The sequence below is a fragment of the Pseudomonas sp. NFACC08-1 genome (assembly GCF_900106735.1).
Classification (GTDB): Bacteria; Pseudomonadota; Gammaproteobacteria; order Pseudomonadales; family Pseudomonadaceae; genus Aquipseudomonas; species Aquipseudomonas fluorescens_Q.
Genome location: NZ_FNNL01000006.1, coordinates 18785 through 45221, shown reverse-complemented (window position 1 = coordinate 45221; position 26437 = coordinate 18785). Strand labels below are relative to the sequence as shown.

Sequence of the window (26437 nt, the reverse complement as noted above, 5' to 3'; positions counted from 1 at the left end):
CAGGAGCTCCGCCTCTGCAAGCGATACAGAGGCGGCCCGGACATGCTCAGGTAAAGAGGACAAAAACAATGCAGCCTGATTTCTGGAATGACAAACGCCCGGCCGGGGTGCCCCTGGATGTTGACCTTGGGGCCTACAAGTCGGTGATCGAGGTGTTCGAACGTTCCTGCAAGAAATTTGCCGACCGTCCGGCGTTCAGCAACATGGGGGTGACCCTCACCTATGCCGAGCTGGAGCGCTACAGCGCGGCTTTCGCCGGCTACCTGCAAGCCCATACCGACCTGGCGCCAGGTGATCGAATCGCGGTGCAGATGCCCAACATCCTGCAATACCCGATCGCCGTGTTCGGTGCCTTGCGCGCCGGGCTGATCGTGGTCAACACCAACCCTTTGTACACCGCGCGGGAAATGCGTCATCAGTTCAAGGACTCCGGTGCCCGGGCGCTGGTGTACCTGAACATGTTCGGGCAGAAAGTCCAGGAGGTGTTGCCCGATACGGACCTGCAGTACCTGATCGAAGCGAAGATGGGCGACCTGATGCCCACCGCCAAGGGCTGGCTGGTCAACACGATGGTGAGCAAGGTCAAGAAAATGGTCCCGGCCTATTCGCTGCCCCAGGCCATTTCCTTCAAGAGCGCCTTGCGCCTGGGACGCGGCCAGGGCATCAAGCCGCTGAAAGTCAGCCTCGACGATATTGCGGTGTTGCAATACACCGGCGGCACCACCGGGTTGGCGAAGGGCGCGATGCTGACCCACGGCAACCTGGTGGCCAACATGCAACAGGCCCGGGCCTGCCTGGGGCAGCTCGGCGATGACGGCCATCCGCTGTTGCGCGAGGGCCAGGAGGTCATGATCGCACCGCTGCCGCTTTACCATATCTATGCGTTCACGGCGAACTGCATGTGCATGATGGTGACCGGCAACCACAACGTGCTGATCACCAATCCGCGGGACATCGGTGGTTTCATCAAGGAACTGAAGAACTGGCGTTTCTCGCTGCTGCTGGGGCTCAACACGTTGTTCGTGGCCTTGATGGACCATCCGGATTTCAAGACCCTGGATTTTTCCAACCTCAAGGTCACCAACTCAGGTGGCACGGCGCTGATCAAGGCCACCGCCGAGCGTTGGGAGCAGATCACCGGGTGCGGTATCACCGAAGGTTATGGCCTGACCGAAACCTCACCGGTGGCCAGTGCCAATCCTTACGGCGGCAAGTCCCGGCTGGGCACGGTGGGGATGCCGGTGCCGGGCACGCTGATGAAAGTGATCAACGACGATGGCGTCGAGCAGCCCCTGGGCGAGCGCGGCGAGCTGTGCATCAAGGGCCCGCAGATCATGAAAGGCTACTGGAACAAGCCTGAGGCCACGGCCGAAGTGCTGGACCACGAGGGCTGGTTCAGGTCCGGCGATATTGCGGTGATCGACCCGGACGGTTTCGTGCGCATCGTCGACCGCAAGAAGGACATGATCATTGTCTCGGGCTTCAATGTGTACCCCAACGAGATCGAAGATGTGGTGATGGCCCATCCCAAGGTGGCCAACTGTGCGGTGATCGGCGTGCCGGACGAACGCTCGGGGGAGGCGGTGAAGCTGTTCGTGGTGGCGCGCGAAACCGGCGTCAGCCTTGAAGAACTCAAGGCCTACTGCAAGGAGAACTTCACCGGCTACAAGATACCCAAGCACATCGTGTTGCGGGACTCATTGCCGATGACCCCGGTGGGCAAGATCCTGCGGCGGGAGCTGCGGGATATCGCCTGAGGCCAGAGAGGTCCAGTAGAACCCCCTGTGGGAGCGAGCTTGCTCGCTCCCACAGTTTTTTGGGTATCCAGGGCGATTCAGATGGTGTTTGGAATTTTTACTCTAAAAATGACTATGAATAATTCATGAGTCATGTTTGTGACTGTGGGGGCTGCTTTTGGCTCTAGTCGGCCCCCGGCAAAGCTGCTACTCTCGGCGCGCTTTTGTGACTTCTCGGCCTTGATTCAAGCCAGATTCACCAATAAACACACACCAATAATAATCGCATCAAATGCGGTGAGAATTCGCGTTGCTGAGGAGTGGGCTTCCATGATTGAAGACTTTTGGAAGGATAAGTACCCAGCTGGGATTGCTGCCGACATCAATCCAGACGAGTATCCGAATATTCAGGCGGTGTTGAAGCAGTCCTGCCAACGCTTTGCCAACAAGCCGGCATTCAGCAACCTCGGCAAGACAATCACCTACGGTGAACTCTACGAGTTGTCCGGTGCCTTTGCCGCGTACCTGCAACAGCATACCGATTTACAGCCCGGCGATCGAATCGCCGTGCAGTTGCCCAACGTTCTCCAGTACCCGGTGGCCGTGTTTGGTGCGATCCGCGCCGGGCTGATCGTGGTCAACACCAACCCGCTGTACACCGCGCGGGAAATGGAACACCAGTTCAATGACTCCGGGGCCAAGGCGCTGGTGTGCCTGGCGAACATGGCGCACCTGGCCGAGGCCGTGGTACCCAAGACGAGCGTCAAGCACGTCATCGTCACCGAAGTCGCCGACCTGCTGCCGCCGCTCAAGCGCCTGTTGATCAACAGCGTGATCAAGTACGTCAAGAAGATGGTCCCGGCCTATCACTTACCCAAGGCCGTCAAGTTCAACGACGTGCTGAGCAAAGGCCACGGCCAACCCGTGAGCGAAGCCAACCCCACCAGCGACGATGTAGCAGTGCTGCAATACACCGGTGGCACCACCGGCGTGGCCAAGGGCGCGATGCTCACCCACCGCAACCTGGTGGCGAACATGTTGCAGTGCAAGGCGCTGATGGGCTCCAACCTCAATGAAGGTTGCGAGATCCTGATCACGCCGCTGCCGCTGTACCACATCTATGCCTTCACCTTTCATTGCATGGCGATGATGCTGATCGGCAATCACAACATCCTGATCAGCAACCCGCGTGACCTGCCGGCGATGGTCAAGGAGCTGTCGAAGTGGAAGTTCAGCGGTTTCGTCGGCCTCAATACGCTGTTCGTGGCCCTGTGCAACAACGAAGCCTTTCGCAAGCTGGATTTCTCGGCCCTGAAAGTCACCCTGTCTGGCGGCATGGCCCTGCAACTGGCAGCTGCCGAGCGCTGGAAAGCGGTGACCGGCTGCCCGATCTGCGAAGGTTATGGCATGACCGAAACCAGCCCGGTGGCCACCGTCAACCCGATCCAGAACATCCAGATCGGTACCATCGGCATCCCGGTGCCGTCGACGCTGTGCAAGGTGATCAATGACGCGGGCGTCGAACAGCCGTTGGGCGAAATCGGTGAGCTGTGTGTGAAAGGGCCGCAGGTCATGAAGGGCTACTGGCAGCGCCAGGACGCCACCGACGAGATCCTCGACAGCGAAGGCTGGCTCAAGACCGGCGACATCGCGGTGATCCAGCCGGACGGCTACATGCGTATCGTCGATCGCAAGAAAGACATGATCCTGATCTCCGGTTTCAACGTGTACCCCAACGAACTGGAAGACGTGCTGGCAACCCTGCCGGGCGTGCTGCAGTGCGCGGCCATCGGCATACCGGACGAGAAGTCCGGCGAGGCGATCAAGATCTTCATCGTCGCACGACCGGGTGTCACGTTGACCAAGGAGCAGGTGATGGAACACATGCGTGCCAACGTCACCGGCTACAAGGTGCCCAAGGCCGTGGAGTTCCGTGATGCCTTGCCGACCACCAACGTGGGCAAGATCCTGCGGCGCGAGTTGCGGGATGAAGAGCTCAGGAAACTGGGGCTGAAAAAGTAAAAGCTTGTAGACGAAAGCCCCGCAGAAGCGGGGCTTTTTGTTGGGCGATGACCTGAAGCGATACCGCCTTTGTGGCGAGGGAGCTTGCTCCCGCTGGACGCGCAGCGGCCCCTTGTGGAGTGTCAGTTGGATCGAAGGGGGCCGCTGCGCAGCCCAGCGGGAGCAAGCTCCCTCGCCACAGGTGATCTGGTGCTTCTCGGGTCCGGTTACAACCGGAACTGCGCAAAATCCAGGTTAGTACCACCTGGCCGCATGTCCTGCAGGTAGGAATCCTTGTCGGCGCTCAGCTCCAGGCTCAGGGCCGCCTTGCGCTTGCCCTGGTTGCGCACTTCCAAGCCTTCCATTTTCTCGCGCAGGAACACGGTCGGCACCTTCAGGTGCAGCAGCTCATCGGTGGCCGGCGTGTGCAGCAGCAGGTGAATCCATTCGTATTGACCGATGGCCAGGCGCGCCACCGGGATATCGAACCAGAAGATGTTGCGGTTGCGGTTCAATTCGCTGAAGTGGCAGTTGTTGACGCCCAGTACGGCGCCGCCCAGTTCCTGGTTTCTGCGGGCGATGGCCTGCTTTTTATCGAGTTTCATAACGTTCCTACGGGGTTGGAGCTTCAGGCCGCAGCCTGAATACGTGGGGCATTCTCGGTGGTTGCCGGGCAAACATAAAGCCCCGCCTGTAGGAACAATGAAACTTGGCTTGGCAATCGCCGGTCAATTCAGCGTCGGGCATGAAAGACGAAATTGATCCAACGTCGCCAAACAGGCTACTTTGTTGTGATAACGGCCCCCTGAGTCGCCAAGCGACCCCCTTTTTTTGCGGCGAAAGGAGACGCACATGATGTTCCCGGCCTTGAAAGGCTTACCCTTGCATCGTGTGATGATGCGCACCGTGACCGAGTTTCTCGACGACGAGATGTCGACCTACGCCTCGGCATTGGCCTACCAGATGCTGTTTTCGCTGTTTCCTTTCATTCTCTTTTTGATCGCGTTGATCGGCTTCCTGCACCTGCCGGACTTCTTCTCCTGGCTGCGCCTGCAATCGGAACTGGTGCTGCCACCCCAGGCCCTGGAGCAGGTCAACCCGGTGATCGACCAGCTCCAGCAATCCAAGGGTGGATTGTTGTCGGTGGGTATCGTCATTGCGTTGTGGACCGCCTCGGCAGGCGTGCGACTGATGATGAGCGCGATGAACGCCGCCTACGATGTGGTGGAGGGCCGCCCGGCCTGGAAGCGTTTTCCGCTGTCGATCTTCTACACCGTCGGTATCGCCGGCATGCTGCTGGCCGCTGCGGCGTTGATGGTGCTCGGGCCACAGGTAATGGGCTGGATTGCGGCCCAGGTCGGCTTGGAGGAGTTCATCGTCACGCTCTGGACGATCGTGCGCTGGCCGGTGATCGTGATCTTGCTGATGGTGGCCGTGGCGCTGATCTATTACGTGATGCCCGACGTCAAGCAGGAGTTTCGCTTCATCACGCCGGGGTCGGTGCTGGCAGTGGTGGTATGGATCATTGCCTCCCTGGGCTTTGCGTTTTACGTCAAGACCTTTGCCAACTACAACGCCATGTATGGCAGCATCGGTGCGATCATCGTGTTGTTGCTGTATTTCTATATTTCTTCGGCAGTGCTGCTGCTCGGTGCGGAGATGAATGCGGTGATCGAGCACATGTCCACCGAGGGCAAGAACCCGGGGGAAAAGAGCGCCGGCGAGCACGAAAAACAGCATGTGTCGGGCCTGGGCCGCGACCATTCCATCCCTCATCCCCACCCTGACGAAGCCCGACCATGATCCGTGACATCCTGAAAATGGGCGACGAACGCCTGCTGCGCATCGCCCCGCCGGTGCCCACCGAAATGTTCGACAGCCCAGAATTGTGGCAACTGATCGACGACATGTTCCAGACCATGGAAAGCGTCGGCGGCGTCGGCCTGGCGGCGCCACAGATCGGCGTGGACTTGCAACTGGTGATCTTCGGCTTCGAGCACAGCGAGCGTTACCCCGACGCCGAGGCGGTGCCCCAGACCATCCTGATCAACCCGCTGATCACCCCACTGGGCCCGCAGATGGAAGAGGGGTTCGAAGGTTGCCTGTCAGTGCCGGGCCTGCGCGGGGCGGTCGAGCGCTACCGGGACATCCGCTACGAAGGCTTCGATCCCAAGGGCGAGCCGATCGTGCGTTACGCGTCGGGCTTTCATGCGCGGGTGGTGCAGCATGAATGCGATCACCTGATCGGGCGCTTGTACCCCTCGCGTATCAGTGATTTCAGCAAGTTCGGGTTTACCGAGGTGATGTTCCCGGACCTGGACCCCGCGGCCGACGATTGATACCCCACCGAACCCTGTGGGAGCTTGCTCGCGATTGCAGTGTGTCAGTGGGCATTGTGATGCAACAGACCTGACGCTATCGCGAGCAAGCTCGCTCCCACATTGGATCTATGTCAGGAAGGGCGCGAAGGCTCCCACCCCATCGCAATCATCGGCTTGCTACGCGCATATCGGCTCAGGCGCTCAGCCATCGCATAGGGCAGTTCAGGGTCGAAGCTGAACCCGCGCCGCTCATAAAAGCCGCGCAAATCCGGGTGGCAGAACAGCCACACCGGCCCTTCAACGTCTTTCACCGCTTCAGCGATCAACCGTGCCGCGATCCCTTGTACGCGGTACGCCGGGTCGACGAACAACCCCGTCAACCAATGCCCGCCCGACACCGGTCGCAGGCACAGGGCGGCGACGATCTCATCCCGCCGCGCCACCCAAAGCTGCGCGTCACGCACCGCTTTCATCGAGGATTGGTGGGCGCGATAAAACTTATTCATCAGCGGCCAAAGCGATTCTTCGAGCGCTGCGTAATGGATTTCGGACATGACAGGGTCGTGGGCGATAAGGGGAGGGCGATTATAAAAGAACGCAGGGGCGGCGATAGGTGTATACCTGACTTCACATCCCGTATGAGTGGAGTACGTATCATGGCCAAAGGCATGGATTCAAAAAAAGCGGCAAAGAAAAAACCGGCGAAGACTGCCGATGAAAAGCGCGCCGACAAAAAAACCAAGAAGGTGAACCTGTTCGGTCATTGAGCCGACACTGCCTCGGTTGGCCTCAGGTTTGAGCTGGGGCGCTAACCCCAGCTCAAACGCTCCGCCATGTGCCGAGGCTCAAAGCGAGGCGAGAAACATGTCAGTGGCCGAGGCTTTGTCGTCGGTGCGGCTCTGCTGGGCCTTTTCCACTTGTGCCATCGCCGACTTGTCCTGCATGCGCTGGGCAATCTCCTGGCTGACCGCCATCTGCTTCTCGGGCGGCATCGCCTCGAACTCTTCCTCAGTAATGCCCATCTCTTCGAGAATGCTGTCGCGCAGGCGCTCTTCGGGCGTCTTGCTCATGTAGTCCTTGAATTCTGCTGTCGCAGAACCTCCAAGCGTCGTGGTTTCTTCGGATGCGGGTGAAGCAACAGTCTGCAATTGCACGCGGGTCTTGGCGAATGCCTCGTCGACGTTGTCGCTGATGGCGGTGCTCGCATTGACCTGTTGCGTGGCTCGTTTGGTGAAGGAGTCCTGGACTTGGGCAGCGCCCTGGCTGGCCTGGACCTGGACGTTATCGCGCAAGGCCTGCAACGCGGCACTTTGCAGGCCGCTGGCGGCTTCGGCGGTGGGATCTTCGCCCGGGCGTTTGAGCGGTAAGACCATCGCTTGCTGTTTTGCACTGACCAACATGATGAACACCTGTGGGTAATGGCTGAGCGATGGGCAGGAGCAATTCCCATGCCGCCCTCGCAAGGTCCGTATTCCAAGGGGTGTGGACGAGCGCGCGACGAGCGGGGCGGCCAACCCTTGCCGTCGGACGGCATGGATCGACCGCTTGAACGTGGCGCCTCAGGTGCTTTCGCGAACCTTGAGTTCGAAACCCAGGTCCACCACCGGCTGCGCGATGCGGTTGCCGGCCATCAGCGTCAGCATTTGCTCGGCGGCGCGGCGGCCGATGGCTTCCCGTGGGGTGCTGATGCTGCTCAGGCGCGGCACCATGTGGGCCGAGGCAGGCAGGTCGTTGAAACCGAGGATCGACACCTGCTCGGGAATCTTGATGCCGCAGCGCAATGCTTCGAGCAGGGCGCCGTGGGCCAGGTCGTCGTTGCCGAAGAAGATTGCGTCAACGTCCGGATGACTGGCCAGCAATTGCAGGAACAGCTCGCCGCCCAGGCCTACCGATGACGGACGCGGGGTCAGCAGTTCCAGGTCCGGGTCATAGCGGCCGGCTTTCTGCAGGGCGCGGCGAAAACCTTCGCCACGCAGCAGGGTGCGTTGATCCAGTTGCGCGCCGATGTAGGCCAGGCGCTTGCGGCCTTTGGAAATCAGGTGCTCAGCCGCCGTTTCGCCGGCCTTGAGCTGGGAAAAACCGACGCAGTTGAGCCCCGCGCCGGGGTCCAGTTCCATCATGTACACGCAGGGAATGTTACTGGCCTCGATCATGCGTCGGGCGCTTTCGGTGCGGTCGAAACCGGTCAGCAGCAAACCACGCGGCTGATAGGCCATGTAGTTGCGCAGCAGGTCTTCTTCTTCGTCCCGGGAGTAGTGATAGTTGCCGATCACCACTTCGAAACCCTTGGGGCGCAGCACCCGATGAATGGCTTCCAGGGTGTCGATGAACAACAGGTTGGACAACGACGGCACCAGCACCACCACCGAATGGCTCTGGGCCGAAGCCAGGGCGCGGGCGGCGGGGTTGACGACGTAGTTGAGCTCCGAGGCGGCCTGGCGGACTTTTTCCACCAGATCGACGGCTACGGTGCTGACGCCGCGAAGGGCACGGGAGGCGGTGATGGGGCTGACACCGGCCAGGCGTGCGACTTCGTTGAGCGTAGGGCGACCGGTGGTGCGAGTATTCTTATCGTTTTTAGGGGCGGTCATCAGGGCGGCTTGCCAAACAAAAATCAAGGCACTAAGGTAGCGCTGTCTCGACGCGGCTGCAATTGCGTAAGTGGGGTTTGCCTGATCCCCCGTGTGCCGGTGTCGTGAACGAACATGCTGCAACCACAAAAATGACAAGAAGGCGTCGGCAACTTCTGCTTTTGCTGCGGTGTCATAACTGGCAAAGGTAGCGCTGTCTGCGCGCTGAGGTGTTACATGAATAATCCCATCACCGCCCTGGTCATCATGGGCGTTGCCGGTTGCGGCAAAACTTGCGTCAGCCAGGCGCTATGCGAGTTGAGCGGCGCCACTGCCATTGAAGGCGACACTTTCCATCCTGCGGCCAACATCCAGAAGATGAGCGCCGGTATTCCCTTGAACGACGACGACCGTGCCGGCTGGCTCGACAGCCTGTGTGATGAGTTGCGCCGTGTCGACGCCAAGGGCGAGCGCCCGGTGCTGACCTGCTCGGCCCTCAAGCACAGTTATCGCGAGCGTCTGCGCAGTGCCTTGCCAGGCCTTGGCTTCGTGTTCCTTGAATTGACCCCTGAAGTGGCCGCCGACCGGGTTTCCCATCGTCCCGGCCATTTCATGCCGTCGACGTTGATCGACAGCCAGTTTGCCACCCTGCAATCCCCTGTCGGCGAGCCCCTGACCCTGGCTCTGGATGCGTCCAGCCACAGCGTTGAAGAGTTGGCGCATCAGGCTTACGTCTGGTGGTTGGACCATGGTTTGAAGCTTGCTGGCTGAGTTTCAAAAAGTTTGCGTCAGAAAGATAGCGCTACCCCGACGGCTAACCAATAACTGCTTCAATAACAACAACAAATCAGGAGACACCTCCCATGTTTGGCATGTCCCACGAGACGTTCCTGCTGCTCGATGCAGTGGTCACGGTGATCGGACTCATCATCCTCATCACCAAGTTCAAATTCCACCCGTTCATCGCACTGACCATCGCCGCCGCGTTCCTCGGCCTGACGTCGGGCATGCCGACCGGCACCATCATCAAGGCGTTCCAGGACGGCTTCGGTGGCGTACTGGGCTTTGTCGGCATCATCCTGGCGCTGGGCACGATGCTCGGCAAAATGATGGCCGAGTCGGGCGGGGCCGACCAGATCGCCCAGACCCTGATCCGCGCCTTCGGCAAGGACAAGGTGCAGTGGGCCATGATGTTCGCCGCGTTCCTGGTGGGCATTCCGCTGTTCTTCGAAATCGGCTTCGTGCTGCTGATCCCGCTGGTGTTCATCGTTGCACGTCGCACCGGCGTGTCGATCATCAAGATCGGTATCCCGTTGCTGGCCGGTCTTTCCGCCGTCCACGGCCTGGTGCCGCCGCACCCGGGGCCGCTGCTGGCGATTGGCGTGTTTGGCGCCGACATTGGCAAGACCATTCTCTATGGCCTGATCGTAGCGCTGCCGACGGCCATTATTGCCGGGCCGATTTTCGGTACGTTCATTGCCAAGCACATCCCCGGCCATCCGAATCAGGAACTGGTGGACCAACTGGCGCGCGAGACGGACTCCACAGAACTGCCAAGCTTCAGCATCACCCTGATCACCGTGCTGTCGCCGGTATTCCTGATGCTGCTCAAGACCTTCGCTGACGTGGCGCTGCCCGATGGCAACCTCTTCCGCGCCTGGATGGACATGATCGGCCACCCGATCTCGGCGTTGCTGCTGGCGTTGCTGCTGTCGCTGTACACCTTCGGCTACAAGCAGGGCATCGGTTCCAGCCAGATGCTCAAATGGCTGGACGCCAGCCTGGCGCCGACCGCCGCGATTATCCTGATCATCGGTGCGGGCGGTGGCTTCAAGCAGATGCTGGTGACCAGTGGTGTGGGTGACGTGATCGGCCACATGGCGGTGAGTGCGCAGATCTCGCCGATCCTGCTGGCGTGGCTGGTGGCTGCGGTGATCCGCATTGCCACAGGCTCGGCGACAGTGGCGACCATTACCGGTGCCGGGATCGTGGTGCCGGTGGTGGGGATGATGCCGGGTGTGAACCGTGAGCTGCTGGTGCTGGCGACCGGTGCCGGTTCGTTGATCCTGTCCCACGTCAACGACGCGGGCTTCTGGCTGGTCAAGCAGTACTTCAACATGACCGTGGCCGAGACCTTCAAGACCTGGACCGCGATGGAAACCATCCTGTCGGTGGTGGGATTGATCTTTATCCTGCTGCTGTCGCTGGTGGTCTAACCGCAACACACCATATGTGGCGAGGGAGCTTGCTCCCGCTCGACTGCGAAGCAGTCGCAACGGCTACCGCGATTCATTGGAATGCAGCGGTCGCCGCATTGGGGCCGCTTCGCGGCCCAGCGGGAGCAAGCTCCCTCGCCACAATGGGTTCTTGTCTCAGCCGTTGGTTTTGTGAACCAAGCCATCGGCCCTGAACATCCCACGGATCCCACGTACCGCCTGGCGAATCCGGTCCTGGTTTTCGATCAGCGCGAAGCGCACGTGATCATCCCCATATTCCCCGAACCCCACCCCCGGCGAGACGCAGACCTTGGCTTCGGCCAACAGCTTCTTGGCAAATTCCAGTGAGCCCAGGTGGGCATAGGCTTCGGGGATCTTGGCCCAGACGTACATCGACGCCTTGGGGTTTTCCACCATCCAGCCCAGCTCATGCAGCCCCTTGACCAGTACGTTGCGGCGCTGGCGGTACTGCTCGGCGATGTCGCGCACGCATTGCTGGTCGCCTTCAAGGGCGGCGATGGCGGCCACTTGCAGCGGCGTGAAGGTGCCGTAGTCGTGGTAGCTCTTGATCCGCGCCAGGGCGTTGACCAGTTCCGGGTTGCCCACCATGAAACCGATGCGCCAGCCAGCCATGTTGTAGCTCTTGGACAGCGTGAAGAACTCCACCGCGATGTCTTTCGCGCCGGGCACCTGCATGATCGACGGGGCTTTCCAGCCGTCGTAGACGATGTCGGCGTAGGCCAGGTCGTGGATCACCAGGACGTCGTACTGTTTGGCCAGAGCGATGACCCGTTCGAAGAAATCCAGCTCCACGCACTGGGCGGTGGGGTTGGAGGGGAAGCCGAGGATCATCATCTTCGGCTTGGGAATCGAGCCGCGGATGGCCCGCTCCAGTTCAGCGAAGAAATCCACCCCTGGCACCAGCGGCACCGAACGGACTTGGGCGCCGGCGATCACCGCGCCGTAGATGTGGATCGGATAGCTGGGGTTGGGCACCAGCACCGTGTCGCCCTGGTCCAGGGTGGCCAGCATCAGGTGGGCCAGGCCTTCCTTGGAACCGATGGTGACAATGGCTTCGGTTTCCGGGTCGATGTCCACCTCGTAGCGATCCTTGTACCAGCGCGAAATGGCGCGGCGCAGGCGCGGGATGCCTTTGGAGGTGGAATAGCCGTGGGTGTCTTCCCGCTGGGCGACGGTGACCAGTTTTTCCACGATGTGCGGGGGTGTGGCGCCGTCGGGGTTACCCATGCTCAAGTCGATGATGTCTTCGCCGCGCCGACGCGCAGCCATCTTCAGCTCGGCAGTGATATTGAATACGTAAGGGGGGAGTCGATCGATGCGCGCAAAGCGGCGCGGCGAACCTTGTTCGGCCATTGTTGCCTCGAGATACGTGAGCGCCCGGAACCGTCCGAGCGACGTTGGCCACTGCGGTGGCCTGCGGCGCAAGATAATCGGGCGGATGTCGGATTGTCCAGTAGCCGCGCGCAACTATTTTCGACGACACTGTCGGCCTTGCCACGCAGCCATCAACGCCGGCTGCGGGCTGTTGAATTCGCTGTAGCCCAATCGAACGGAATGAATAATGGAATTTTCCAGCGGTTTCCTGCTGAGTCTCTCCCTGTGCCTGGACATAGGCGTGGCCAATATCGCAATGATCACCCTGGCGATGCAGCGCGGTTACTTCCAGGGTTTCGCCTTGGGCCTGGGCACCTGCGTGGGCGACCTGATCTACGCCGTCCTGGCCTTGGCGGGCATGACAGTGTTGCTGCAATACGAGGCGGTGCGTTGGGTGCTGTGGCTCGGTGGCTCGGTGCTGTTGCTGTATTTCGCGGCGAAGATGATCCATTCGGCGATCTATCACAGCGCCGTGCTCGCCGAGGCCGGGGAGGTGCAGGGCAATTCCTCGCGCCAGGAGTTCTTTCGCGGGATTTTCCTGGCCATGTCGTCGCCCAGTGCCATCCTCTGGTTCGCTGCGGTGGGCGGTACACTTATCGCGCGTTCGGGTGGTGGCACCTTGTTCAGCTCGGCGCTGTTCCTCAGTGGTTTTCTCTGCGCCGGATTGTTGTGGTGCGCGGCCCTGTGCCTGGCGGCAACCCAGGGTGGCAAATTGTTGGGGGATAAACTGCTGCGTTACTCCTATTGGGCATCCGCCGCGATCTTCTGCTATTTCGCGGTGTACGTGATCGTTTCTGGTTACAACGAGTTTGTAGGAAAAGCTGTCGCCAACGCCTTGCCTGGAATCTGACAGGCGAAACGGCCCTGGCAATCACGGTTTGGCTTCTATACTGCCAAACCCGACTTCACGTTTTGCTGGAGTGTTGCCGCATGGAAAAGCACAAACGCGATTACACAGCCCAACCACGCTTTGAACAGGGACGTTTTCAGCTTATCGCCGGCTTTGGTGCTCGGTTTACCCAGGACACTGCCCAGGACATCCCTTTGCTCTGGGAAAAGTTCCTGCCCTGGCTCGGCAAGGTGCCAGGGCAGCAAGATGAAGTGACCTACGGCGTGTGTTGCAACCCGGACGGGAAGGGTGGGTTCGAATACATCGCTGGCGTGGAAATCAGCCGGCTCGACGATCTGCCGGAGCAATACCGCTGGGTCGAAATCCAGCCTGGGTATTACGCCGTCTTCGAACACAAGGGGCCGTTGAAACAACTACCGGACACGTTCCAATACATCTGGAACGAGTGGCTGCCACATTCCGGTCATACAGCGGCCGAGCTGCCGGAGTTCGAGCGCTACAGCGAGGATTTCAACCCCAGGACCGGCGAAGGCACCCTGGAGATCTGGATCCCGCTCAAGCCAAGCTGACCGTCGCCAGCTTCAGTACAGGCTGGCCTGCACCCGCGCAGGTGCTTCACGGTCATGAGTGTCTATGGGGCAAGGTCCATCAGAACGCCAACCCCATCCGCCGCTCGTAACCGATGCGGCCCTTGTAGGCCTCGCCACTATCGACCCAGCCCAGCCGGGAATACAGGCCGATGGCCGAGTCGTTATCGGCGTCAACCGACAGTTCCAGCCCGCGGATTTCCGGCCAGGCGGCTCGCGCCACGGCGGGTAGCGCCTGTAGGCAGGCCTTGCCATAACCTTTGCCCTGGGCCCGGTGATCGACTTGCAGGGCATGCAGGGTGGCGCTGTGTTCATTGGCCCAGGCGGGCAGTACCGGTGGGCGCTTGAGCAGCAGGAAGGCCACTGGCACCTCTTCAGCCAATAGCGCAAACCCTTTGACCCCGGGGCCTGGCTTGGACAGCAGCGTGTGCAGGGCGCCGTGGATATCGCCAGCGAACTTGATCTGTTCGGGGTGGATTTCGATGGCACCGACCTGTTCGCGTTGCAGCGGGGTCAGGTCTTCGTAGGGTACAAGCTGAGCGGTCACAAGAACGTCCGTTGTTTGCCTGCAGAATAGAACCTGGATTCTAGCGAATTTTTTCTTCGAATCATTTTTGTTGGGTTGTCGATTTCCTGTTTCTCCAAACGACAAAGGGTGTCTTCAACAAAAAACTGCGGAGAATCACCATGAATACCCAAGCCACTGAAACCGAAATCCAGGTCCTGATCGACACCTATCGCCAAGCGGTCATGGCCAAGGACGTTGAAAAGGTCATGGCACTCTATGACGAAGACATCGTCTCGTTCGATGCCATCCAGGCCTTGCAATTCAAGGGCAAGACCGCTTACCGGGCCCATTGGCAAGCCTGCATGGAAATGTGCCCCGGCCCGCACAAGTTCGACTTCCATCAGGTCAAGATTACCCCGGCAGAGAACATCGCCTTCGCCCACTGGCTGGCCTATTGTGGCGGCACCAATGACAAGGGCGAGGAACAGGCCTGCTGGATGCGTGTGACGGCCTGCTACCGGCGTGTAGCCGGGCAATGGCGGATCGTCCATGAACATTGGTCCGCGCCGTTCGACCCGATGGCCGGTACGACGTTGTTCGACCTACAACCCTGATCGTCGGTTTTTTTGCCGAGCCACATTCTACCGTCCATAGTTGATCAGTCCGATCGTGGAGCCTTCCATGAAGTACCTATGCCTGGTGTATAGCAACGAACACACGCTGCACAACTCGCCCGACAGCCCGGAGGACGCCGAGTGCATGGCCTATGCCGAATCGATCCAGGGCAGTGGGCGGATGCTGGCCGCCGAGGCCCTGGAGTCGGTGCAGACAGCCACCACGGTGCGCATGCGCGGCGGCAAGCTGTCGATCATCGACGGCCCGTTCGCCGAAACCAAGGAGCAACTGGCCGGCTTCTACCTGATCGATGCCAAGGACCTCAACGAAGCCATCCAGGTCGCCGGCAATATCCCGGCGGCCCGGGTCGGCTGCGTCGAAGTGCGACCGGTACGCCAACTGAACCCCTGAACAATAAATACAAACAGGACTTCATTCATGAACCTTGCAGCTGCCCCCCACGCGTTCATCAGCCGAACGATCGACGCCCCGCGTCAGAAGATTTTCCGTCCCCGGAGCGAGCCAGCCTTGGTGATCCAAGGGTGGGGCCCCCAAGGCATGCCCGACTGATGCCGGTCGAAGCGGTCAAGGCGCGGGTCGAGCAGGTTTATCGGCAAGACTCGCGGAGGATCCTGGCGACGTTGATTCGCCTGCTGGGGGACTTCGACCTCGCCGAAGAAGCCTTGCACGAGGCCTTCTTCATTGCGGTCGAGCGCTGGCAGCGCGACGGGGTGCCGGACAACCCGCGGGCCTGGCTGGTGTCTGCCGGGCGTTTCAAGGCCATCGACAGTTTGCGCCGGCGCGCGCGTTTCGCCGCGTCCCGGCCGATGTTGATCGCCCAGCTCGAAGAGCTGGAGCAGGGCCAGTGGAGTGACGAAGACGTGGAAGATGATCGCCTGCGGCTGATTTTTACCTGTTGCCACCCGGCCCTGGCGGCGGATGCCCAAGTGCCCCTGACGCTGCGGGAAGTCTGCGACCTGACCACCGAGCAAATCGCCCGGGCATTCCTCGCCGCCCCGGCGGCCATTGCCCAGCGTATCGTGCGGGCCAAGGCGAAAATCCGCGATGCCAGGATCCCCTACCAAGTGCCGTCCCGCGCGGAACTGCCGGAACGGCTGGACAGCGTGCTGCGGGTGATCTACCTGGTGTTCAACGAGGGTTATTCGGCCTCGATGGGCGCCGAGCTGACCCGCGAAGACCTGACGCGCGAAGCCATCCGCCTCGGGCGCCTGCTGATGGAGTTGCTGCCCGACGCGGAGGTCATGGGGTTGCTGGCATTGATGCTGCTGCACGAATCCCGGCGCCCGGCACGGACGTCATCGACCGGTGAACTGATCCTGCTGGATGAACAGGCACGATCCTTGTGGGATGCCGAGCTGATCGCCGAGGGCTGTGCATTGGTGGAGGCTGCGCTGAAGACCCGGCGGTTCGGGCCGTACTGCCTGCAGGCGGCGATTGCGGCGGTGCATGCCGAAGCACCGACGGCAGAGCAGACCGACTGGCCGCAGATCGTCGGGCTTTATGATGAGCTGCTGCGCGCCGTGCCGTCGCCGGTGATCGAACTCAACCGCGCCGCTGCCCTGGCCAAGCGCGACGGACCGGAAGTCGGCTTGCGCCTGGTCGAGGCGATCCTGGAGCGTGGGGAATTACTCGACTATCACCTGGCCTATTCGGCGCAGGCGGAATTCTGTCGTCAACTGGGACGATTGGACGAGGCGAGGGCGGCGTACCGCCGAGCGCTCGAACTGACGCAGCAATTGCCGGAACGGCGGTTTATCGAGGGGCGGCTTGCGGGGTTGCAGTGATGAGCCACCAAGGACCTGCAAGCACCGAATCTGTGGCGAGGGGATTTATCCCCGTTGGATTGCGAAGCAATCCCAGAACTCTGTGCAACGCTGCCAGTTGTCGGCGAGCGCTGCGCACTCGAGCGGGGATAAATCCCCTCGCCACAAGAACAGCTTCGGCTTTATTTCTACTGAGTGACGGGCATCAGACAAAAAAAGCGACCCGAAGGTCGCTTTTTCTGTCAGCCAACCTTGATCAGAACTCGTGATCAGCGTTGTCCGGGTTCAGGTCGCTGATGCCCAGTTTGCCCGCGGCCTGTTCGATCGAACCGGTCTGCTTGACCAGTGCGGCGATGGCGTCGCGCACGATCTGGTTGCCCGCGGTGTTGCCGGCGGCGATCAGTTGGTCGTAGTGCTCACCCTTGTTGGCGTGATCGACCATGACCTGGATCTTGGCCTCGGTGTCGGCCAGGTCGGCCTTGAGCGCCGTATCCGCGGCTGGATCGGCCTTGGCGACCAGGGACGACAGGCTCGCGCCGGTCATCTTGGTGCCGTCGACGCGGGTGTATTCGCCCAGGTACACGTTACGCACGCCCTTGGCATCGTAGAAGTGCGAGTTGTGGGTGTTGTCGCTGAAGCAATCCTGCTCGTCTTCTGGCGAGTTGGCTTCCAGGGACACCTTCATGCGCTCGCCCGCCAGTTCACCCAAGGACAGGCTGCCCATGCCGAACAGCATCTTGCGCAGGCCGCTTTCGGCCGGTTCGGCTTCCAGGGTGGCGCGGTAGTTGTCGGCCACGTTCGGCTTCCAGTTGCCGACCATCTCTTCGAGGTCGTTGACCAGCAATTGGGTCACGGACTTGAGGTAGGCACGACGACGGTCGTTGTGACCACCGGTGGCGCCAGTACCTTGCAGGTAGTCCGATGCCGGGCGGTTGCCCGCACCAGGGCCGGTGCCGTTGAGGTCCTGGCCCCACAGCAGGAATTCGATGGCGTGGTAGCCGGTGGCGACGTTGGCCTCGGAACCGCCCAGCTCGTTGAGGCTGGCGAGTTTTTCCGGGGTGATGTCCTTCACGTCGACCTTGTCTTCGCCAACCTGGACTTCGGTATTGGCGATGATGTTGGCGGTGGCGCCCGGGTTACCCAAGGCGTGTTCGTAGGATTTGTCGACGTAGTCGATCAGGCCTTCATCCAGGGGCCAGGCGTTCACTTGGCCTTCCCAGTCGTCGATGATGGTGTTGCCGAAGCGGAACACTTCACTTTGCAGGTAAGGCACGCGTGCGGCGACCCAGGCAGCCTTGGCGGCCTTCAGGGTCTCGGCGTTCGGCTTGGCCAGGAACGCGTCGACGGCGGTTTGCAGGGTTTTTGCAGTGGATTCGGCATCGCTGTAGACGGCATAGACGATGTCGGCATAGTGCGCGACGACGGCCTTGGCGGCCGCTTCGTCGATTTTGCCGGCGGCAGCAGGGGCGACCGGTGCCGCGGTGCTGGCGGCAGGCGTTGGCGCTTGCGGGGCGGCGGCCTTGTCTTTGCCTTCGCCGCAACCGGCGAGGGAAATAGCGATAGCCAGCAGACTGGCGGTAGCCAGGGGCATACGAATCATGGCAAACATCCTGCTTCGATGATGGATGGGACAGGCGCGAGGGTGCGCAAAACTGCGACATAATGCGAAAGATTTGCATTATGTGTAAAGGGTTGCAGGTGTAAATATTTCTTATTTAATGATGAAAGATTGCCGCCTTCGATAGTGTCTGTAGGAACTGCCTCGCAAAGCGAGGCTTGGCGCCCAGGGGCAGGAATCAGATGATGGACGCCTTGCTGCGCTCGGCCTGCTTCAAGTAAAGGCCCAATTCCCGTGCCGGCAGCGGTTTGCTGTAGTAATACCCCTGACCTTCGTGGCAACCCTCGGCGATGATGTAGGCTTCCTGCTCGACTGTTTCGACGCCTTCGGCAATGACCTGCATCCCCAGGCTCTTGCCCAACTGGATGATGGCCCGGACGATGGTTGCATCGTCCTCGTCGTCGAGCAGGTCCTGGACGAAGCTCTTGTCGATCTTGATCTTGTCCAGCGGCAGGCTCTTGAGGTAGCTCAGGGACGAATAGCCGGTCCCGAAGTCATCGATGGCAATCAGCGCCCCGGAGCGGCGCAGGCTCAGCAAATGCTGGGCAGCGGTGGTGATGTCTTCCATCAGGCCGGTCTCGGTAACCTCCAGCTCCAGGCTGCGCGGCGGCAGCCGGTACATTTGCAGGAGATTGTTCACCACCCGCGGCAGTTCGGCGTGGTGCAGTTGCACCGTCGACAGGTTGACCGCCATGCGCAGGTCGACGAAGCCCTGGTCGTGCCAGTCGCGCAATTGCCTGCAAGCCTGGTCCAGCACCCATTCACCGATGGCGATAATGGTGCCGTTCTGCTCGGCCAGGGGAATGAACAGATCCGGCGGCACCAGGCCGTGCTCGGGATGGTGCCAGCGGATCAGGGCTTCGGTGCCCACCACCCGCAGGTCGCGGTAACTGATCTGCGGCTGGTACACCAGGGTGAACTGCTCGCGGGCCAGGGCCTCGCGCAAGTCTTTCTCCAGTTCGCGACGACGGCGCATCTCGCTGTCGACGCTGGCGATGTAGAACTGGTAGCGATTGCGCGAGCGGCTCTTGGCCAGGGTCATGGTCTGCTCGGCTTTCTGCAACAGTTTCTCGGTGCTGTCGCCGTCTTCGGGGAAGAGGGTGATGCCGATGGTGGCCCGCAGGCGGATTTGTTGATCGTCGATGGCGAACGGCGCTTCCAGGTCGTCGAGGATGCTTTGAGCCAGTTCGGCCGCCTCGTAAGGCTGTTCGATGTCGGCCTGGACCAGCGCGAACTGATCGCCCCCCAGCCGCGCCAGTGCGCCGAGCCGCCCGCTGTGGGCCCGCAGCCGATCGGCCAGGGCCAGCAGCAACTGGTCGCCGGTCTGATAGCTGAACTGTTCGTTGATGCCCTTGAAATCATCCAGCCCTACACACAACACCGCCACCCGGCGTTGCAGGCGTCCGGCGTCCACCAGGATCTTGTCCAGTTGCTGTTGAAGTTGCTGGCGGTTGGGCAGACCGGTGAGAAAGTCGTACTGGGCCATGCGCAGCAGGCTGTTTTCCGCTTCGTGACGCAGGTGTGTGTTGCGCTCGATGGATTCGAGCAGTTGGTTGGCCGTATTGATCCACAGGCCCAGTTCGTTTTGCTCGTGACCGCGCAGCTGCGGGATCTTGTGGGCGCTGGGGCGATCGGGGTTGATCTCGGTCAGGTGCTCGATGATCCGCGACAACGGTTTGGTCAGCAGCCAGTGATAGACCAGGTACAGCACCAGGCCCATGGCCAGGGCCCGCAGCATTCCGGAGATGAAGATGATCACCGAGCTGACGATGAAACCCTCGCCGTAGGTGGCGGTGTCGAGGGTAATGCTCAGGTCGCCGTAATATTCGCTATAGGGGCCGCGTCCCACCAGTTGCGTGGTGAAGGTGCGCTCCTTGCCCAGGATCAGGTCGGTCAGCCAGCGGCTTTCGGAGCGCTGCAAGGGCCGGGTTTTTTCGGCGAGCATGGTTTCGCGTGGATGGCCGATGGAAGCCATGCGTACGGCTTCGTCCTGGAACAGGCCCTCGATCACTTGCATGCCCATCTCCCGGTCCAGGCTGTAGACGGCCTGGGTCGAAGGATCGCGGAACATGTCGAGGATCCGTTGGGCGTCACTGGCGACGGCCTGGTTGGTTTTGTAGGCATCGAACACGATCTGGGCGCAGCTCAAGACCATGCCAACGATCAATGCCGAGAGGAGCACGACCCGGAGCAACTTCACAGACAAGCTGTTCTTGAGTTCCAGCTTCAAAGAGTGGTTCCTTGTTCCGTGCGGGTAGCGTCAAGTTGCCATGAGTATTGGCAATCCTGTGATGTCAGTCAAAGGGACAATCAAACACAAGGTTTTTCGCTTGAAACCTTACCGGTGTACGTTTTTTCCAGAGTGATTGCTCTACGACCATTGTGTCGGTTGGAAGGGGCCGCAACTTGAGGCCTCCAGGGATTTTTTCTTGGGGTTCCAGACGCGAGGTAGTTTGCCTGCGGTCATTTTTTTCCGGCAAAAAAAACCCGGCACGACGCCGGGTTTTCTTGTCTGGCATTGGCGCTTAGGCGGTGAAGGCTTTGCCTTCGAACTGCTCGGCGACGAATTTCCAGTTGACCAGGTTCCAGAACGCTTCGACGTATTTCGGGCGAAGGTTGCGGTAGTCGATGTAGTAAGCGTGTTCCCACACGTCGCAGGTCAGCAGCGGGGTGTCACCGCTGGTCAGCGGGTTGCCGGCACCAATGGTGCTGGCCAGGGCCAGGGTACCGTCGGCCTTTTTCACCAGCCAGCCCCAGCCGGAACCGAAGGTGCCGATGGAGGTTTTGCTGAACTCTTCCTTGAACTTGTCGAACGAACCGAAGGCCTTGTTGATGGCTTCAGCCAGCGCGCCGGTTGGTTGACCGCCGGCGTTCGGTGCCAGGCAGTTCCAGTAGAAGGTGTGGTTCCAGACCTGAGCGGCGTTGTTGAAGATACCGCCCGAGGAAGTCTTGACGATTTCTTCCAGGGTCTTGCCTTCGAACTCGGTGCCAGGCACCAGGTTGTTCAGGTTCACGACATAGGTGTTGTGGTGCTTGTCGTGGTGGTATTCCAGAGTTTCCTTGGAAATGTGTGGCGCCAGTGCGTCGTGTGGATAGGGCAGCGGCGGCAATTCGAAAGCCATGGTGATTCTCCTAATCAGGTCAGTTGCGGTGAGCGCAAGGCCGATCACGGGCGGCCAGACTAGCGCCGGGGAGTTTGTACTCTTTGCGGCGCAGGAGTCGGATCATAGCACCGGGGGTGCGGCATAACCACGCAACAACTGTGTGGAATAGAGGTTCCAGAGCGGTTTGGAATAATCAGCCGTTGACGATCAATTGCACCGCCACGGTAAACATCATCACCGCCACGAGCAGGTCGAGGATCCGCCAGGTGCTTGGACGGGCCAGCCAGGGTGCCAGCCACGCAGCGCCGAAGGCCAGGGTGAAGAACCACAGCAGCGAGGCACTGGCCGCGCCCACGACATAGGCGCCAGGCACGCTCTGCTGGGCACCAAGGGAGCCGATCAGCAGCACGGTGTCGAGGTAGACGTGGGGGTTGAGCAGCGTCACCGCCAGGGCGCTGAGCAGCACCGCCCGCAGCGAGCGTACAGCCTGGTTTTCCCCCTGTCGCAGGCTTTGCTTCGAGCAGGCCCGGCGCAGGGCCAGGCTGGCGTACCAGAGCAGGAACGCCGCACCGCCCCAGCGGGCAATCGACAGCAGCAACGGACTCTGGGCCAGCAAGGTCGCCAAGCCGAAAACCCCGGCGGCGACCAGCAGCGCATCGAACGTGACGCACAGCGCCGCCACGGGCAGATGATGTTCGCGGCGCAGGCTCTGGGCCAGCACAAATGCGTTCTGGGCGCCGATGGCCATGATCAGCCCAAAGGCCACCAGCAGGCCGTTCATATAACTTTGCCACATAGGTTTGATCCCCGGTTTGTGTATCAATGCTGGCCATTCTCCGGGGAAGGGCTGTATAAGAAAAACCAATCCTGCTGATTGCTCATTAGGAAAACTGATGTTCGATTACAAATTGCTTTCTGCCCTGGCTGCCGTGGTCGAGCAGGCCGGTTTCGAGCGCGCGGCCCAAGTGTTGGGTTTGTCGCAATCGGCCATTTCCCAACGAATCAAACTGTTGGAAGCACGCGTCGGCCAGCCCGTGTTGGTACGTGCCACGCCGCCAGCGCCCACGGAGATCGGCCGACGGCTGCTCAATCACGTGCAACAGGTGCGTCTGCTTGAGCGCGACCTGCAAAGCCTGGTGCCGGCCCTGGATGAAGAGGGTTTGCCGGAGCGTTTGCGCATCGCCTTGAACGCCGACAGCCTGGCAACCTGGTGGGCGGCGGCCGTGGGCGATTTCTGCGCCGAGCAGCACCTGTTGCTCGACCTGGTGGTGGAGGACCAGACCGTTGGTCTCAAGCGCATGCGCGCCGGTGAAGTGGCGGCGTGTGTCTGCGCCAGCGAACGCCCGGTGGCGGGCGCCCGCAGTGTTTTGCTGGGGGCGATGCGCTACCGGGCGCTGGCCAGCCCAGCGTTCATCGCCCGGCATTTCCCCGACGGGGTGCGGGCCGATCAACTGGCCCGTACGCCGGCGTTGGTGTTTGGCCCGGATGATTTCCTGCAGCACCGCTACCTCGCGTCCGTAGGCGTGGAGGGCGGTTTCGAGCACCATCTGTGCCCCTCGTCCGAAGGTTTTATCCGTCTTGCTGAAGTCGGGCTGGGCTGGGGGCTCGTGCCGGAGCTGCAAGTGCGCGAACAGCTGGAGCGAGGCGTGCTGGTGGAATTGCTGGCAGATAAACCGATCGATGTGCCGCTGTACTGGCATCATTGGCGCAATGGCGGGCAGTTGCTCGGCTTGTTGACCGAACAGTTGATCCGCTCCTCCCGGCAGTGGCTGGTGCCTTGGGAGGCGCAGTAGACGTCAAGCTGCTGGTAAAAGCGGCGCACAGATAAATTTGCAGGTTGTAGCGCAAGGCTCGTAACCGCATTTCTTAGGAGCATTCATGAAAATTCTGGTCACCGGCGCGAGCGGCTTCATTGGCGGACGCTTCGCGCGTTTCGCCCTGGAGCAAGGCCTGGATGTACGGGTCAATGGTCGCCGGGCCGAGAGCGTGGAACACCTGGTGCGTCGCGGTGCACAGTTTGTCCAAGGGGATCTGAGCGACCCACTGCTGGCCCGGGATTTGTGCCTGGATGTCGAAGCCGTCGTGCATTGCGCCGGTTCCGTGGGACTTTGGGGCCGCTACCAGGATTTCCACCAGGGCAATGTCCAGGTCACGGAAAATGTCGTCGAGGCCTGCCTCAAGCAAAAGGTTCGCCGGCTGGTTCATCTGTCCTCGCCGTCCATCTACTTCGACGGTCGTGACCACCTCGGGTTGACCGAAGAACAGGTGCCCAAGCGCTTCAAGCACCCTTACGCGGCCACCAAGTACCTGGCCGAGCAGAAAGTCTTCGGCGCCCAGGAGTTCGGCCTCGAAGTGTTGGCCCTGCGCCCGCGTTTCGTGACCGGTGCCGGTGACATGAGCATTTTTCCGCGGCTGTTGAAAATGCAGCGCAAGGGGCGCCTGGCGATTGTCGGCAACGGGCTGAACAAAGTGGATTTCACCAGCGTGCAAAACCTCAACGAAGCGCTGCTCAGCAGCCTGCTGGCTACCGATTCAGCATTGGGCAAGGCCTATAACATCAGCAATGGGGCACCGGTTCCACTGTGGGATGTGGTCAATTATGTGATGCGCCAGATGGAAGTCCCGCAGGTCCGGCGTTATCGTTCCTACGGCTTGGCTTATAGTGTCGCGGCCCTGAATGAAGGTTTCTGCAAATTGTGGCCGGGCCGCCCCGAACCGACGCTGTCGCGCCTGGGCATGCAGGTCATGAACAAAAATTTCACCCTGGACATCAGCCGGGCCCGGCATTATCTCGATTATGATCCGCAGGTCAGCCTGTGGACCGCCCTCGATGAGTTTTGTGCCTGGTGGAAGGTACAGCAGCCTGTATGACTAGCCATACAGCCCACCCGAGTACCCGCTGATCGGCCCGTCATGAACCGACTGCCAGGTTCGGGGTCAATCGGTGCGGCGGGCGAGGGGGTTATACTCGCCGCATCAAGCCATCACCGGTTTCCCAAAGGTTGAACCATGCCCATGCGTAACGATGCCAACGACGACTTCGATGATGTACCGAGCCTGCGGATGCGGGCCGACATTCCCGATGACGATGATTTCCTGCCCAACCGCCAGCCTCATGTGCAAGCACGCCCGGCGCCCGTTGCTGCGGCCAAGGTCAAGGGGCCCAGCACCGGGCCGCTGTGGGCATTGGTCGGCGCGCTGCTGTGTGCGTTCGGTTTCCTGGCCTGGTGGAGCTTCCAGCAGATTTCCCTGATGGAGCAGCAACTGGTGGCCACCCAGGAGAGCTTCGCGCGGATCAGTGAAGATGCTGCGGGGCGACTGCAGGAGTTTTCCGGCAAGGTCGTCGCCGGCCAGTCCAATGTGATGAGCGACAGTGAGGCCTTGAAACTGCAGATCAAGCAGTTGGAAAGCAAGCTGCAGGATCAGGGCAAGCAATTCGACAACAAACTGTTGGAGCAGTATAAGCAACAGCAAGCTACCTTCGGTCCGTCCGCCGACTTGGACAAGGAACTGGCCCAGCTCATTGCCCAGGCCACTGAACAGCAGAACACCAACGCCCAGTTGCAAGCGTCCAACAAGGAACTCCAAGCCCAGGTCAAGACGCTGGTGGCTGAAGTTAACGCCCTGAAAAGCCAAGGCGAGGGTGGTGCCCTGGATGCTCAGCTCAAGAGCATCGGAGCCGACATCACCGCCCTGAAAAGAGCCACCTCCAACTCGGCCATCGATCGCCTGGAGCAGGACATGATCGTGCTCAAGAGCCAGCAGGACAAGGGTGGCAACACTGCCGAGTTCGACGCCTTCCGTGGCCAGGTCACCCGTAACATCAACACCTTGCAAGCGCAGATCCAGAACTTGCAGCAGCAACTCCGCGCTGGGGCTCAATAAACCTGTGGGCGTTTGTTCGCGATAGCGATTGTGAATGTGCCGCCGCTATCGCGAGCAAGCTCGCTCTCACAGGAAACGCTGTCCAGCGTACAAGCGAGCTTGCTCGCGATGGCACCGCCTCTGTCAGTAACCATACCCGCTGACGCCCCCGGCTCCCCAGCAATTCCCTGAATACTCCAACATCACCCCACGCCGTCTACGCTCTTGAAACACCAACAAGAACAAGGGGCGCGCATATGGGTTTTTTTCACAGGATGGCCTGGCTGGGTGCAATGCTTGTGCTGGGGCTGGCACCGGTTCATGCAGCGACACCGGATGACGGCCAGGCGGCCCGTTCGCTGCTGGAAAAGGCCTTGGCTTACTACCACGACAACGGCGACAAAGCCTTTGCCGCCTTCAGTCGCCAGGGGGAATTCGTCGACAAGGATCGCTATGTATTCGTGGTGGATACCCAGGGTGTGATGCTCGCCAGCGGCGGGCCTTCCTCGGCGCTGATCGGGCGGGATGTGTCTGAAGTGCTGGGCCCGGACCTGCGCAAAGCCTTCAAGGACGCCTTGAAGACTCCCGAGGCCAGTGGCATCCAGCAAGCCGAGTACCGTTGGCAGAACTGGTCGGACGGCAAGGTCGAGCGCAAGCATGTGTATTTCCAGCGTGTCGGCGAACGGATTCTGGCTGTCGGCTACTACCTGCCCCGGGCTTCCGCCGAACAGGCCAAGGCGCTGCTGGACAAGGCTTCAAGCGACCTGTTGAAAAATGAGAAGGCCACGCTGACGGCGGTTAACTCCCTCAAGGGAGGTTATCTGCAGGATGACTTGTACGTCTTTGTCGTCGACCTCGATACCCGGCGCTATGTCGGTCACGGCACCAACCTGCGGTTGATCAATACCGACTTCGCCAAGGTCAAGGACCCCGATGGCAAACCGGTGGGCGAGCCGATCCTGGCCATGATCGGCAAGCAGGACGTGGGGGAGTATGAATATCGGTGGAAGAACCCGGTGACCGGCAAGGTCGAGGACAAGCACGCGTACCTGAAGAAGGTCGGGCATTTTCTGGTGGCGGTGGGGTATTACAGTCCTTGATGCCAAGGCCAAGGCCAAGGCTGGAGCTGAAGCCGACAGGGCATTGTGGCGAGGGGATTTATCCCCGTTGGGTTGCGCAGCAACCCTCTGCATTTCAACTGACAATCGCGGCGCATGATGGATTCTGGGGCTGCTGCGCAACCCAGCGGGGATAAATCCCCTCGCCAC

25 protein-coding genes and 1 pseudogene are annotated in these 26437 nt (G+C 60.8%); 16 read left to right on the top strand and 10 right to left on the bottom strand.

Going from position 1 to position 26437, the window contains the following annotated elements:
• Positions 1 to 68: 68 nt before the first annotated feature.
• Together fadD2 and fadD1 are read left to right on the top strand one after the other, a co-directional pair.
• The gene (gene fadD2 / locus BLU76_RS13960) at positions 69 to 1757 is read left to right on the top strand and encodes a long-chain-fatty-acid--CoA ligase FadD2 (RefSeq protein WP_063322625.1); all 1689 of its coding nucleotides are present in this window, start codon (positions 69 to 71) and stop codon (positions 1755 to 1757) included.
• 309 nt (positions 1758 to 2066) lie between these two features.
• On the top strand, positions 2067 to 3758 hold the full coding sequence (gene fadD1, locus BLU76_RS13955) for a long-chain-fatty-acid--CoA ligase FadD1 (protein WP_092223137.1): 1692 nt from the start codon (positions 2067 to 2069) through the stop codon (positions 3756 to 3758).
• Between the two features lie 206 nt (positions 3759 to 3964).
• Here the strand turns inward: fadD1 and BLU76_RS13950 are convergent, their stop codons facing one another.
• Positions 3965 to 4342 (bottom strand): hypothetical protein, encoded by a 378-nt coding sequence (locus BLU76_RS13950; protein ID WP_030139341.1) that lies wholly within the window; start codon positions 4340 to 4342, stop codon positions 3965 to 3967.
• Between the two features lie 247 nt (positions 4343 to 4589).
• On the opposite strand from BLU76_RS13950, the gene BLU76_RS13945 reads away from it, so the two are divergent.
• Together BLU76_RS13945 and def are read left to right on the top strand one after the other, a co-directional pair.
• The gene (locus BLU76_RS13945; protein WP_057448927.1) at positions 4590 to 5540 is read left to right on the top strand and encodes a YihY/virulence factor BrkB family protein; all 951 of its coding nucleotides are present in this window, start codon (positions 4590 to 4592) and stop codon (positions 5538 to 5540) included.
• Entirely contained in the window at positions 5537 to 6076 is a 540-nt protein-coding gene (gene def, locus BLU76_RS13940) for a peptide deformylase (RefSeq protein WP_092223135.1), read from the top strand. The genes BLU76_RS13945 and def overlap by 4 nt, the downstream gene beginning before the upstream one ends.
• Positions 6077 to 6189: 113 nt before the next feature.
• On the opposite strand, the gene BLU76_RS13935 is transcribed toward def, so the two are convergent.
• The 3 genes from BLU76_RS13935 to BLU76_RS13925 form a co-directional block, all read right to left on the bottom strand.
• Positions 6190 to 6612, bottom strand: a complete 423-nt coding sequence (locus BLU76_RS13935; RefSeq protein WP_092144262.1) for a GNAT family N-acetyltransferase — start codon at positions 6610 to 6612, stop codon at positions 6190 to 6192.
• 291 nt (positions 6613 to 6903) lie between these two features.
• Complete coding sequence (locus tag BLU76_RS13930) at positions 6904 to 7458, bottom strand: hypothetical protein (RefSeq protein ID WP_092144264.1); 555 nt, start codon at positions 7456 to 7458, stop codon at positions 6904 to 6906.
• Between the two features lie 159 nt (positions 7459 to 7617).
• Complete coding sequence (locus BLU76_RS13925; protein WP_063322620.1) at positions 7618 to 8649, bottom strand: HTH-type transcriptional regulator GntR; 1032 nt, start codon at positions 8647 to 8649, stop codon at positions 7618 to 7620.
• Between the two features lie 216 nt (positions 8650 to 8865).
• Between BLU76_RS13925 and BLU76_RS13920 the strand changes: the two genes are divergently transcribed.
• Positions 8866 to 9399, top strand: a complete 534-nt coding sequence (locus tag BLU76_RS13920; RefSeq protein WP_072342091.1) for a gluconokinase — start codon at positions 8866 to 8868, stop codon at positions 9397 to 9399.
• 92 nt (positions 9400 to 9491) lie between these two features.
• Positions 9492 to 10844 (top strand): GntP family permease, encoded by a 1353-nt coding sequence (locus tag BLU76_RS13915; RefSeq protein WP_092144266.1) that lies wholly within the window; start codon positions 9492 to 9494, stop codon positions 10842 to 10844.
• 156 nt (positions 10845 to 11000) lie between these two features.
• On the opposite strand, the gene alaC is transcribed toward BLU76_RS13915, so the two are convergent.
• Complete coding sequence (gene alaC, locus BLU76_RS13910; protein WP_063322617.1) at positions 11001 to 12218, bottom strand: alanine transaminase; 1218 nt, start codon at positions 12216 to 12218, stop codon at positions 11001 to 11003.
• 208 nt (positions 12219 to 12426) lie between these two features.
• Between alaC and BLU76_RS13905 the strand changes: the two genes are divergently transcribed.
• Positions 12427 to 13089, top strand: coding sequence for a LysE family translocator (locus tag BLU76_RS13905; protein WP_092223133.1), 663 nt, complete (start codon positions 12427 to 12429; stop codon positions 13087 to 13089).
• 80 nt (positions 13090 to 13169) lie between these two features.
• Entirely contained in the window at positions 13170 to 13658 is a 489-nt protein-coding gene (locus BLU76_RS13900; protein ID WP_063322615.1) for a GyrI-like domain-containing protein, read from the top strand.
• Between the two features lie 79 nt (positions 13659 to 13737).
• On the opposite strand, the gene BLU76_RS13895 is transcribed toward BLU76_RS13900, so the two are convergent.
• A complete protein-coding gene (locus tag BLU76_RS13895; RefSeq protein ID WP_092223131.1) occupies positions 13738 to 14223 on the bottom strand; it encodes a GNAT family N-acetyltransferase in 486 nt (161 codons plus the stop codon).
• Between the two features lie 140 nt (positions 14224 to 14363).
• Between BLU76_RS13895 and BLU76_RS13890 the strand changes: the two genes are divergently transcribed.
• The 4 genes and pseudogenes from BLU76_RS13890 (at position 14364) to BLU76_RS13875 (ending at position 16604) form a co-directional block, all read left to right on the top strand.
• Positions 14364 to 14798: a YybH family protein gene (locus tag BLU76_RS13890; RefSeq protein WP_072342082.1), complete on the top strand. Its 435-nt coding sequence runs from the start codon at positions 14364 to 14366 to the stop codon at positions 14796 to 14798.
• A gap of 67 nt (positions 14799 to 14865) precedes the next feature.
• Entirely contained in the window at positions 14866 to 15210 is a 345-nt protein-coding gene (locus BLU76_RS13885; RefSeq protein ID WP_063322612.1) for a YciI family protein, read from the top strand.
• Between the two features lie 27 nt (positions 15211 to 15237).
• Positions 15238 to 15360, top strand: a pseudogene (locus BLU76_RS31880) (polyketide cyclase); the annotation flags it as partial.
• An 8-nt stretch (positions 15361 to 15368) separates the two neighbouring features.
• On the top strand, positions 15369 to 16604 hold the full coding sequence (locus BLU76_RS13875) for an RNA polymerase sigma factor (protein ID WP_092223127.1): 1236 nt from the start codon (positions 15369 to 15371) through the stop codon (positions 16602 to 16604).
• A gap of 235 nt (positions 16605 to 16839) precedes the next feature.
• On the opposite strand, the gene BLU76_RS13870 is transcribed toward BLU76_RS13875, so the two are convergent.
• The 4 genes from BLU76_RS13870 to BLU76_RS13855 all read right to left on the bottom strand — a co-directional run bounded on the left by BLU76_RS13870 (position 16840) and on the right by BLU76_RS13855 (position 22101).
• A complete protein-coding gene (locus tag BLU76_RS13870; protein ID WP_063322609.1) occupies positions 16840 to 18183 on the bottom strand; it encodes an imelysin family protein in 1344 nt (447 codons plus the stop codon).
• Positions 18184 to 18379: 196 nt separating this feature from the next.
• On the bottom strand, positions 18380 to 20431 hold the full coding sequence (locus tag BLU76_RS13865; RefSeq protein ID WP_092144274.1) for a putative bifunctional diguanylate cyclase/phosphodiesterase: 2052 nt from the start codon (positions 20429 to 20431) through the stop codon (positions 18380 to 18382).
• A 295-nt stretch (positions 20432 to 20726) separates the two neighbouring features.
• On the bottom strand, positions 20727 to 21323 hold the full coding sequence (locus BLU76_RS13860; RefSeq protein WP_092223125.1) for a superoxide dismutase: 597 nt from the start codon (positions 21321 to 21323) through the stop codon (positions 20727 to 20729).
• Between the two features lie 175 nt (positions 21324 to 21498).
• A complete protein-coding gene (locus BLU76_RS13855) occupies positions 21499 to 22101 on the bottom strand; it encodes a LysE/ArgO family amino acid transporter (protein WP_063322606.1) in 603 nt (200 codons plus the stop codon).
• Between the two features lie 97 nt (positions 22102 to 22198).
• On the opposite strand from BLU76_RS13855, the gene BLU76_RS13850 reads away from it, so the two are divergent.
• From BLU76_RS13850 to BLU76_RS13835, 4 genes are all read left to right on the top strand, one after another.
• Positions 22199 to 23098, top strand: a complete 900-nt coding sequence (locus BLU76_RS13850; protein ID WP_072342064.1) for a LysR family transcriptional regulator ArgP — start codon at positions 22199 to 22201, stop codon at positions 23096 to 23098.
• A gap of 85 nt (positions 23099 to 23183) precedes the next feature.
• Positions 23184 to 24176 carry an NAD-dependent epimerase/dehydratase family protein gene (locus BLU76_RS13845; protein ID WP_063322604.1) on the top strand — a complete coding sequence of 331 codons (993 nt, stop codon included), beginning with the start codon at positions 23184 to 23186 and terminating at the stop codon, positions 24174 to 24176.
• Positions 24177 to 24314: 138 nt separating this feature from the next.
• Positions 24315 to 25190 (top strand): ATPase, encoded by an 876-nt coding sequence (locus tag BLU76_RS13840; protein ID WP_072342058.1) that lies wholly within the window; start codon positions 24315 to 24317, stop codon positions 25188 to 25190.
• A gap of 236 nt (positions 25191 to 25426) precedes the next feature.
• The gene (locus tag BLU76_RS13835) at positions 25427 to 26269 is read left to right on the top strand and encodes a cache domain-containing protein (protein ID WP_092223123.1); all 843 of its coding nucleotides are present in this window, start codon (positions 25427 to 25429) and stop codon (positions 26267 to 26269) included.
• Positions 26270 to 26437 lie beyond the last annotated feature (168 nt).

What these genes read in the sequence shown, in the direction of transcription:
- BLU76_RS13950 (WP_030139341.1), bottom strand. Translation starts at nt 4,342, where the DNA reads ATGAAACTCGATAAAAAGCAGGCCATCGCCCGCAGAAACCAGGAACTG.
- BLU76_RS13870 (WP_063322609.1), bottom strand. Translation starts at nt 18,183, where the DNA reads ATGATTCGTATGCCCCTGGCTACCGCCAGTCTGCTGGCTATCGCTATT.
- BLU76_RS13930 (WP_092144264.1), bottom strand. Translation starts at nt 7,458, where the DNA reads ATGTTGGTCAGTGCAAAACAGCAAGCGATGGTCTTACCGCTCAAACGC.
- fadD2 (WP_063322625.1), top strand. Translation starts at nt 69, where the DNA reads ATGCAGCCTGATTTCTGGAATGACAAACGCCCGGCCGGGGTGCCCCTG.
- BLU76_RS13875 (WP_092223127.1), top strand. Translation starts at nt 15,369, where the DNA reads ATGCCGGTCGAAGCGGTCAAGGCGCGGGTCGAGCAGGTTTATCGGCAA.
- BLU76_RS13850 (WP_072342064.1), top strand. Translation starts at nt 22,199, where the DNA reads ATGTTCGATTACAAATTGCTTTCTGCCCTGGCTGCCGTGGTCGAGCAG.
- BLU76_RS13915 (WP_092144266.1), top strand. Translation starts at nt 9,492, where the DNA reads ATGTTTGGCATGTCCCACGAGACGTTCCTGCTGCTCGATGCAGTGGTC.
- BLU76_RS13905 (WP_092223133.1), top strand. Translation starts at nt 12,427, where the DNA reads ATGGAATTTTCCAGCGGTTTCCTGCTGAGTCTCTCCCTGTGCCTGGAC.
- BLU76_RS13835 (WP_092223123.1), top strand. Translation starts at nt 25,427, where the DNA reads ATGGGTTTTTTTCACAGGATGGCCTGGCTGGGTGCAATGCTTGTGCTG.
- BLU76_RS13840 (WP_072342058.1), top strand. Translation starts at nt 24,315, where the DNA reads ATGCCCATGCGTAACGATGCCAACGACGACTTCGATGATGTACCGAGC.
- fadD1 (WP_092223137.1), top strand. Translation starts at nt 2,067, where the DNA reads ATGATTGAAGACTTTTGGAAGGATAAGTACCCAGCTGGGATTGCTGCC.
- BLU76_RS13890 (WP_072342082.1), top strand. Translation starts at nt 14,364, where the DNA reads ATGAATACCCAAGCCACTGAAACCGAAATCCAGGTCCTGATCGACACC.
- alaC (WP_063322617.1), bottom strand. Translation starts at nt 12,218, where the DNA reads ATGGCCGAACAAGGTTCGCCGCGCCGCTTTGCGCGCATCGATCGACTC.
- BLU76_RS13935 (WP_092144262.1), bottom strand. Translation starts at nt 6,612, where the DNA reads ATGTCCGAAATCCATTACGCAGCGCTCGAAGAATCGCTTTGGCCGCTG.
- BLU76_RS13885 (WP_063322612.1), top strand. Translation starts at nt 14,866, where the DNA reads ATGAAGTACCTATGCCTGGTGTATAGCAACGAACACACGCTGCACAAC.
- BLU76_RS13855 (WP_063322606.1), bottom strand. Translation starts at nt 22,101, where the DNA reads ATGTGGCAAAGTTATATGAACGGCCTGCTGGTGGCCTTTGGGCTGATC.
- BLU76_RS13925 (WP_063322620.1), bottom strand. Translation starts at nt 8,649, where the DNA reads ATGACCGCCCCTAAAAACGATAAGAATACTCGCACCACCGGTCGCCCT.
- BLU76_RS13945 (WP_057448927.1), top strand. Translation starts at nt 4,590, where the DNA reads ATGATGTTCCCGGCCTTGAAAGGCTTACCCTTGCATCGTGTGATGATG.
- BLU76_RS13900 (WP_063322615.1), top strand. Translation starts at nt 13,170, where the DNA reads ATGGAAAAGCACAAACGCGATTACACAGCCCAACCACGCTTTGAACAG.
- BLU76_RS13845 (WP_063322604.1), top strand. Translation starts at nt 23,184, where the DNA reads ATGAAAATTCTGGTCACCGGCGCGAGCGGCTTCATTGGCGGACGCTTC.
- BLU76_RS13860 (WP_092223125.1), bottom strand. Translation starts at nt 21,323, where the DNA reads ATGGCTTTCGAATTGCCGCCGCTGCCCTATCCACACGACGCACTGGCG.
- BLU76_RS13920 (WP_072342091.1), top strand. Translation starts at nt 8,866, where the DNA reads ATGAATAATCCCATCACCGCCCTGGTCATCATGGGCGTTGCCGGTTGC.
- def (WP_092223135.1), top strand. Translation starts at nt 5,537, where the DNA reads ATGATCCGTGACATCCTGAAAATGGGCGACGAACGCCTGCTGCGCATC.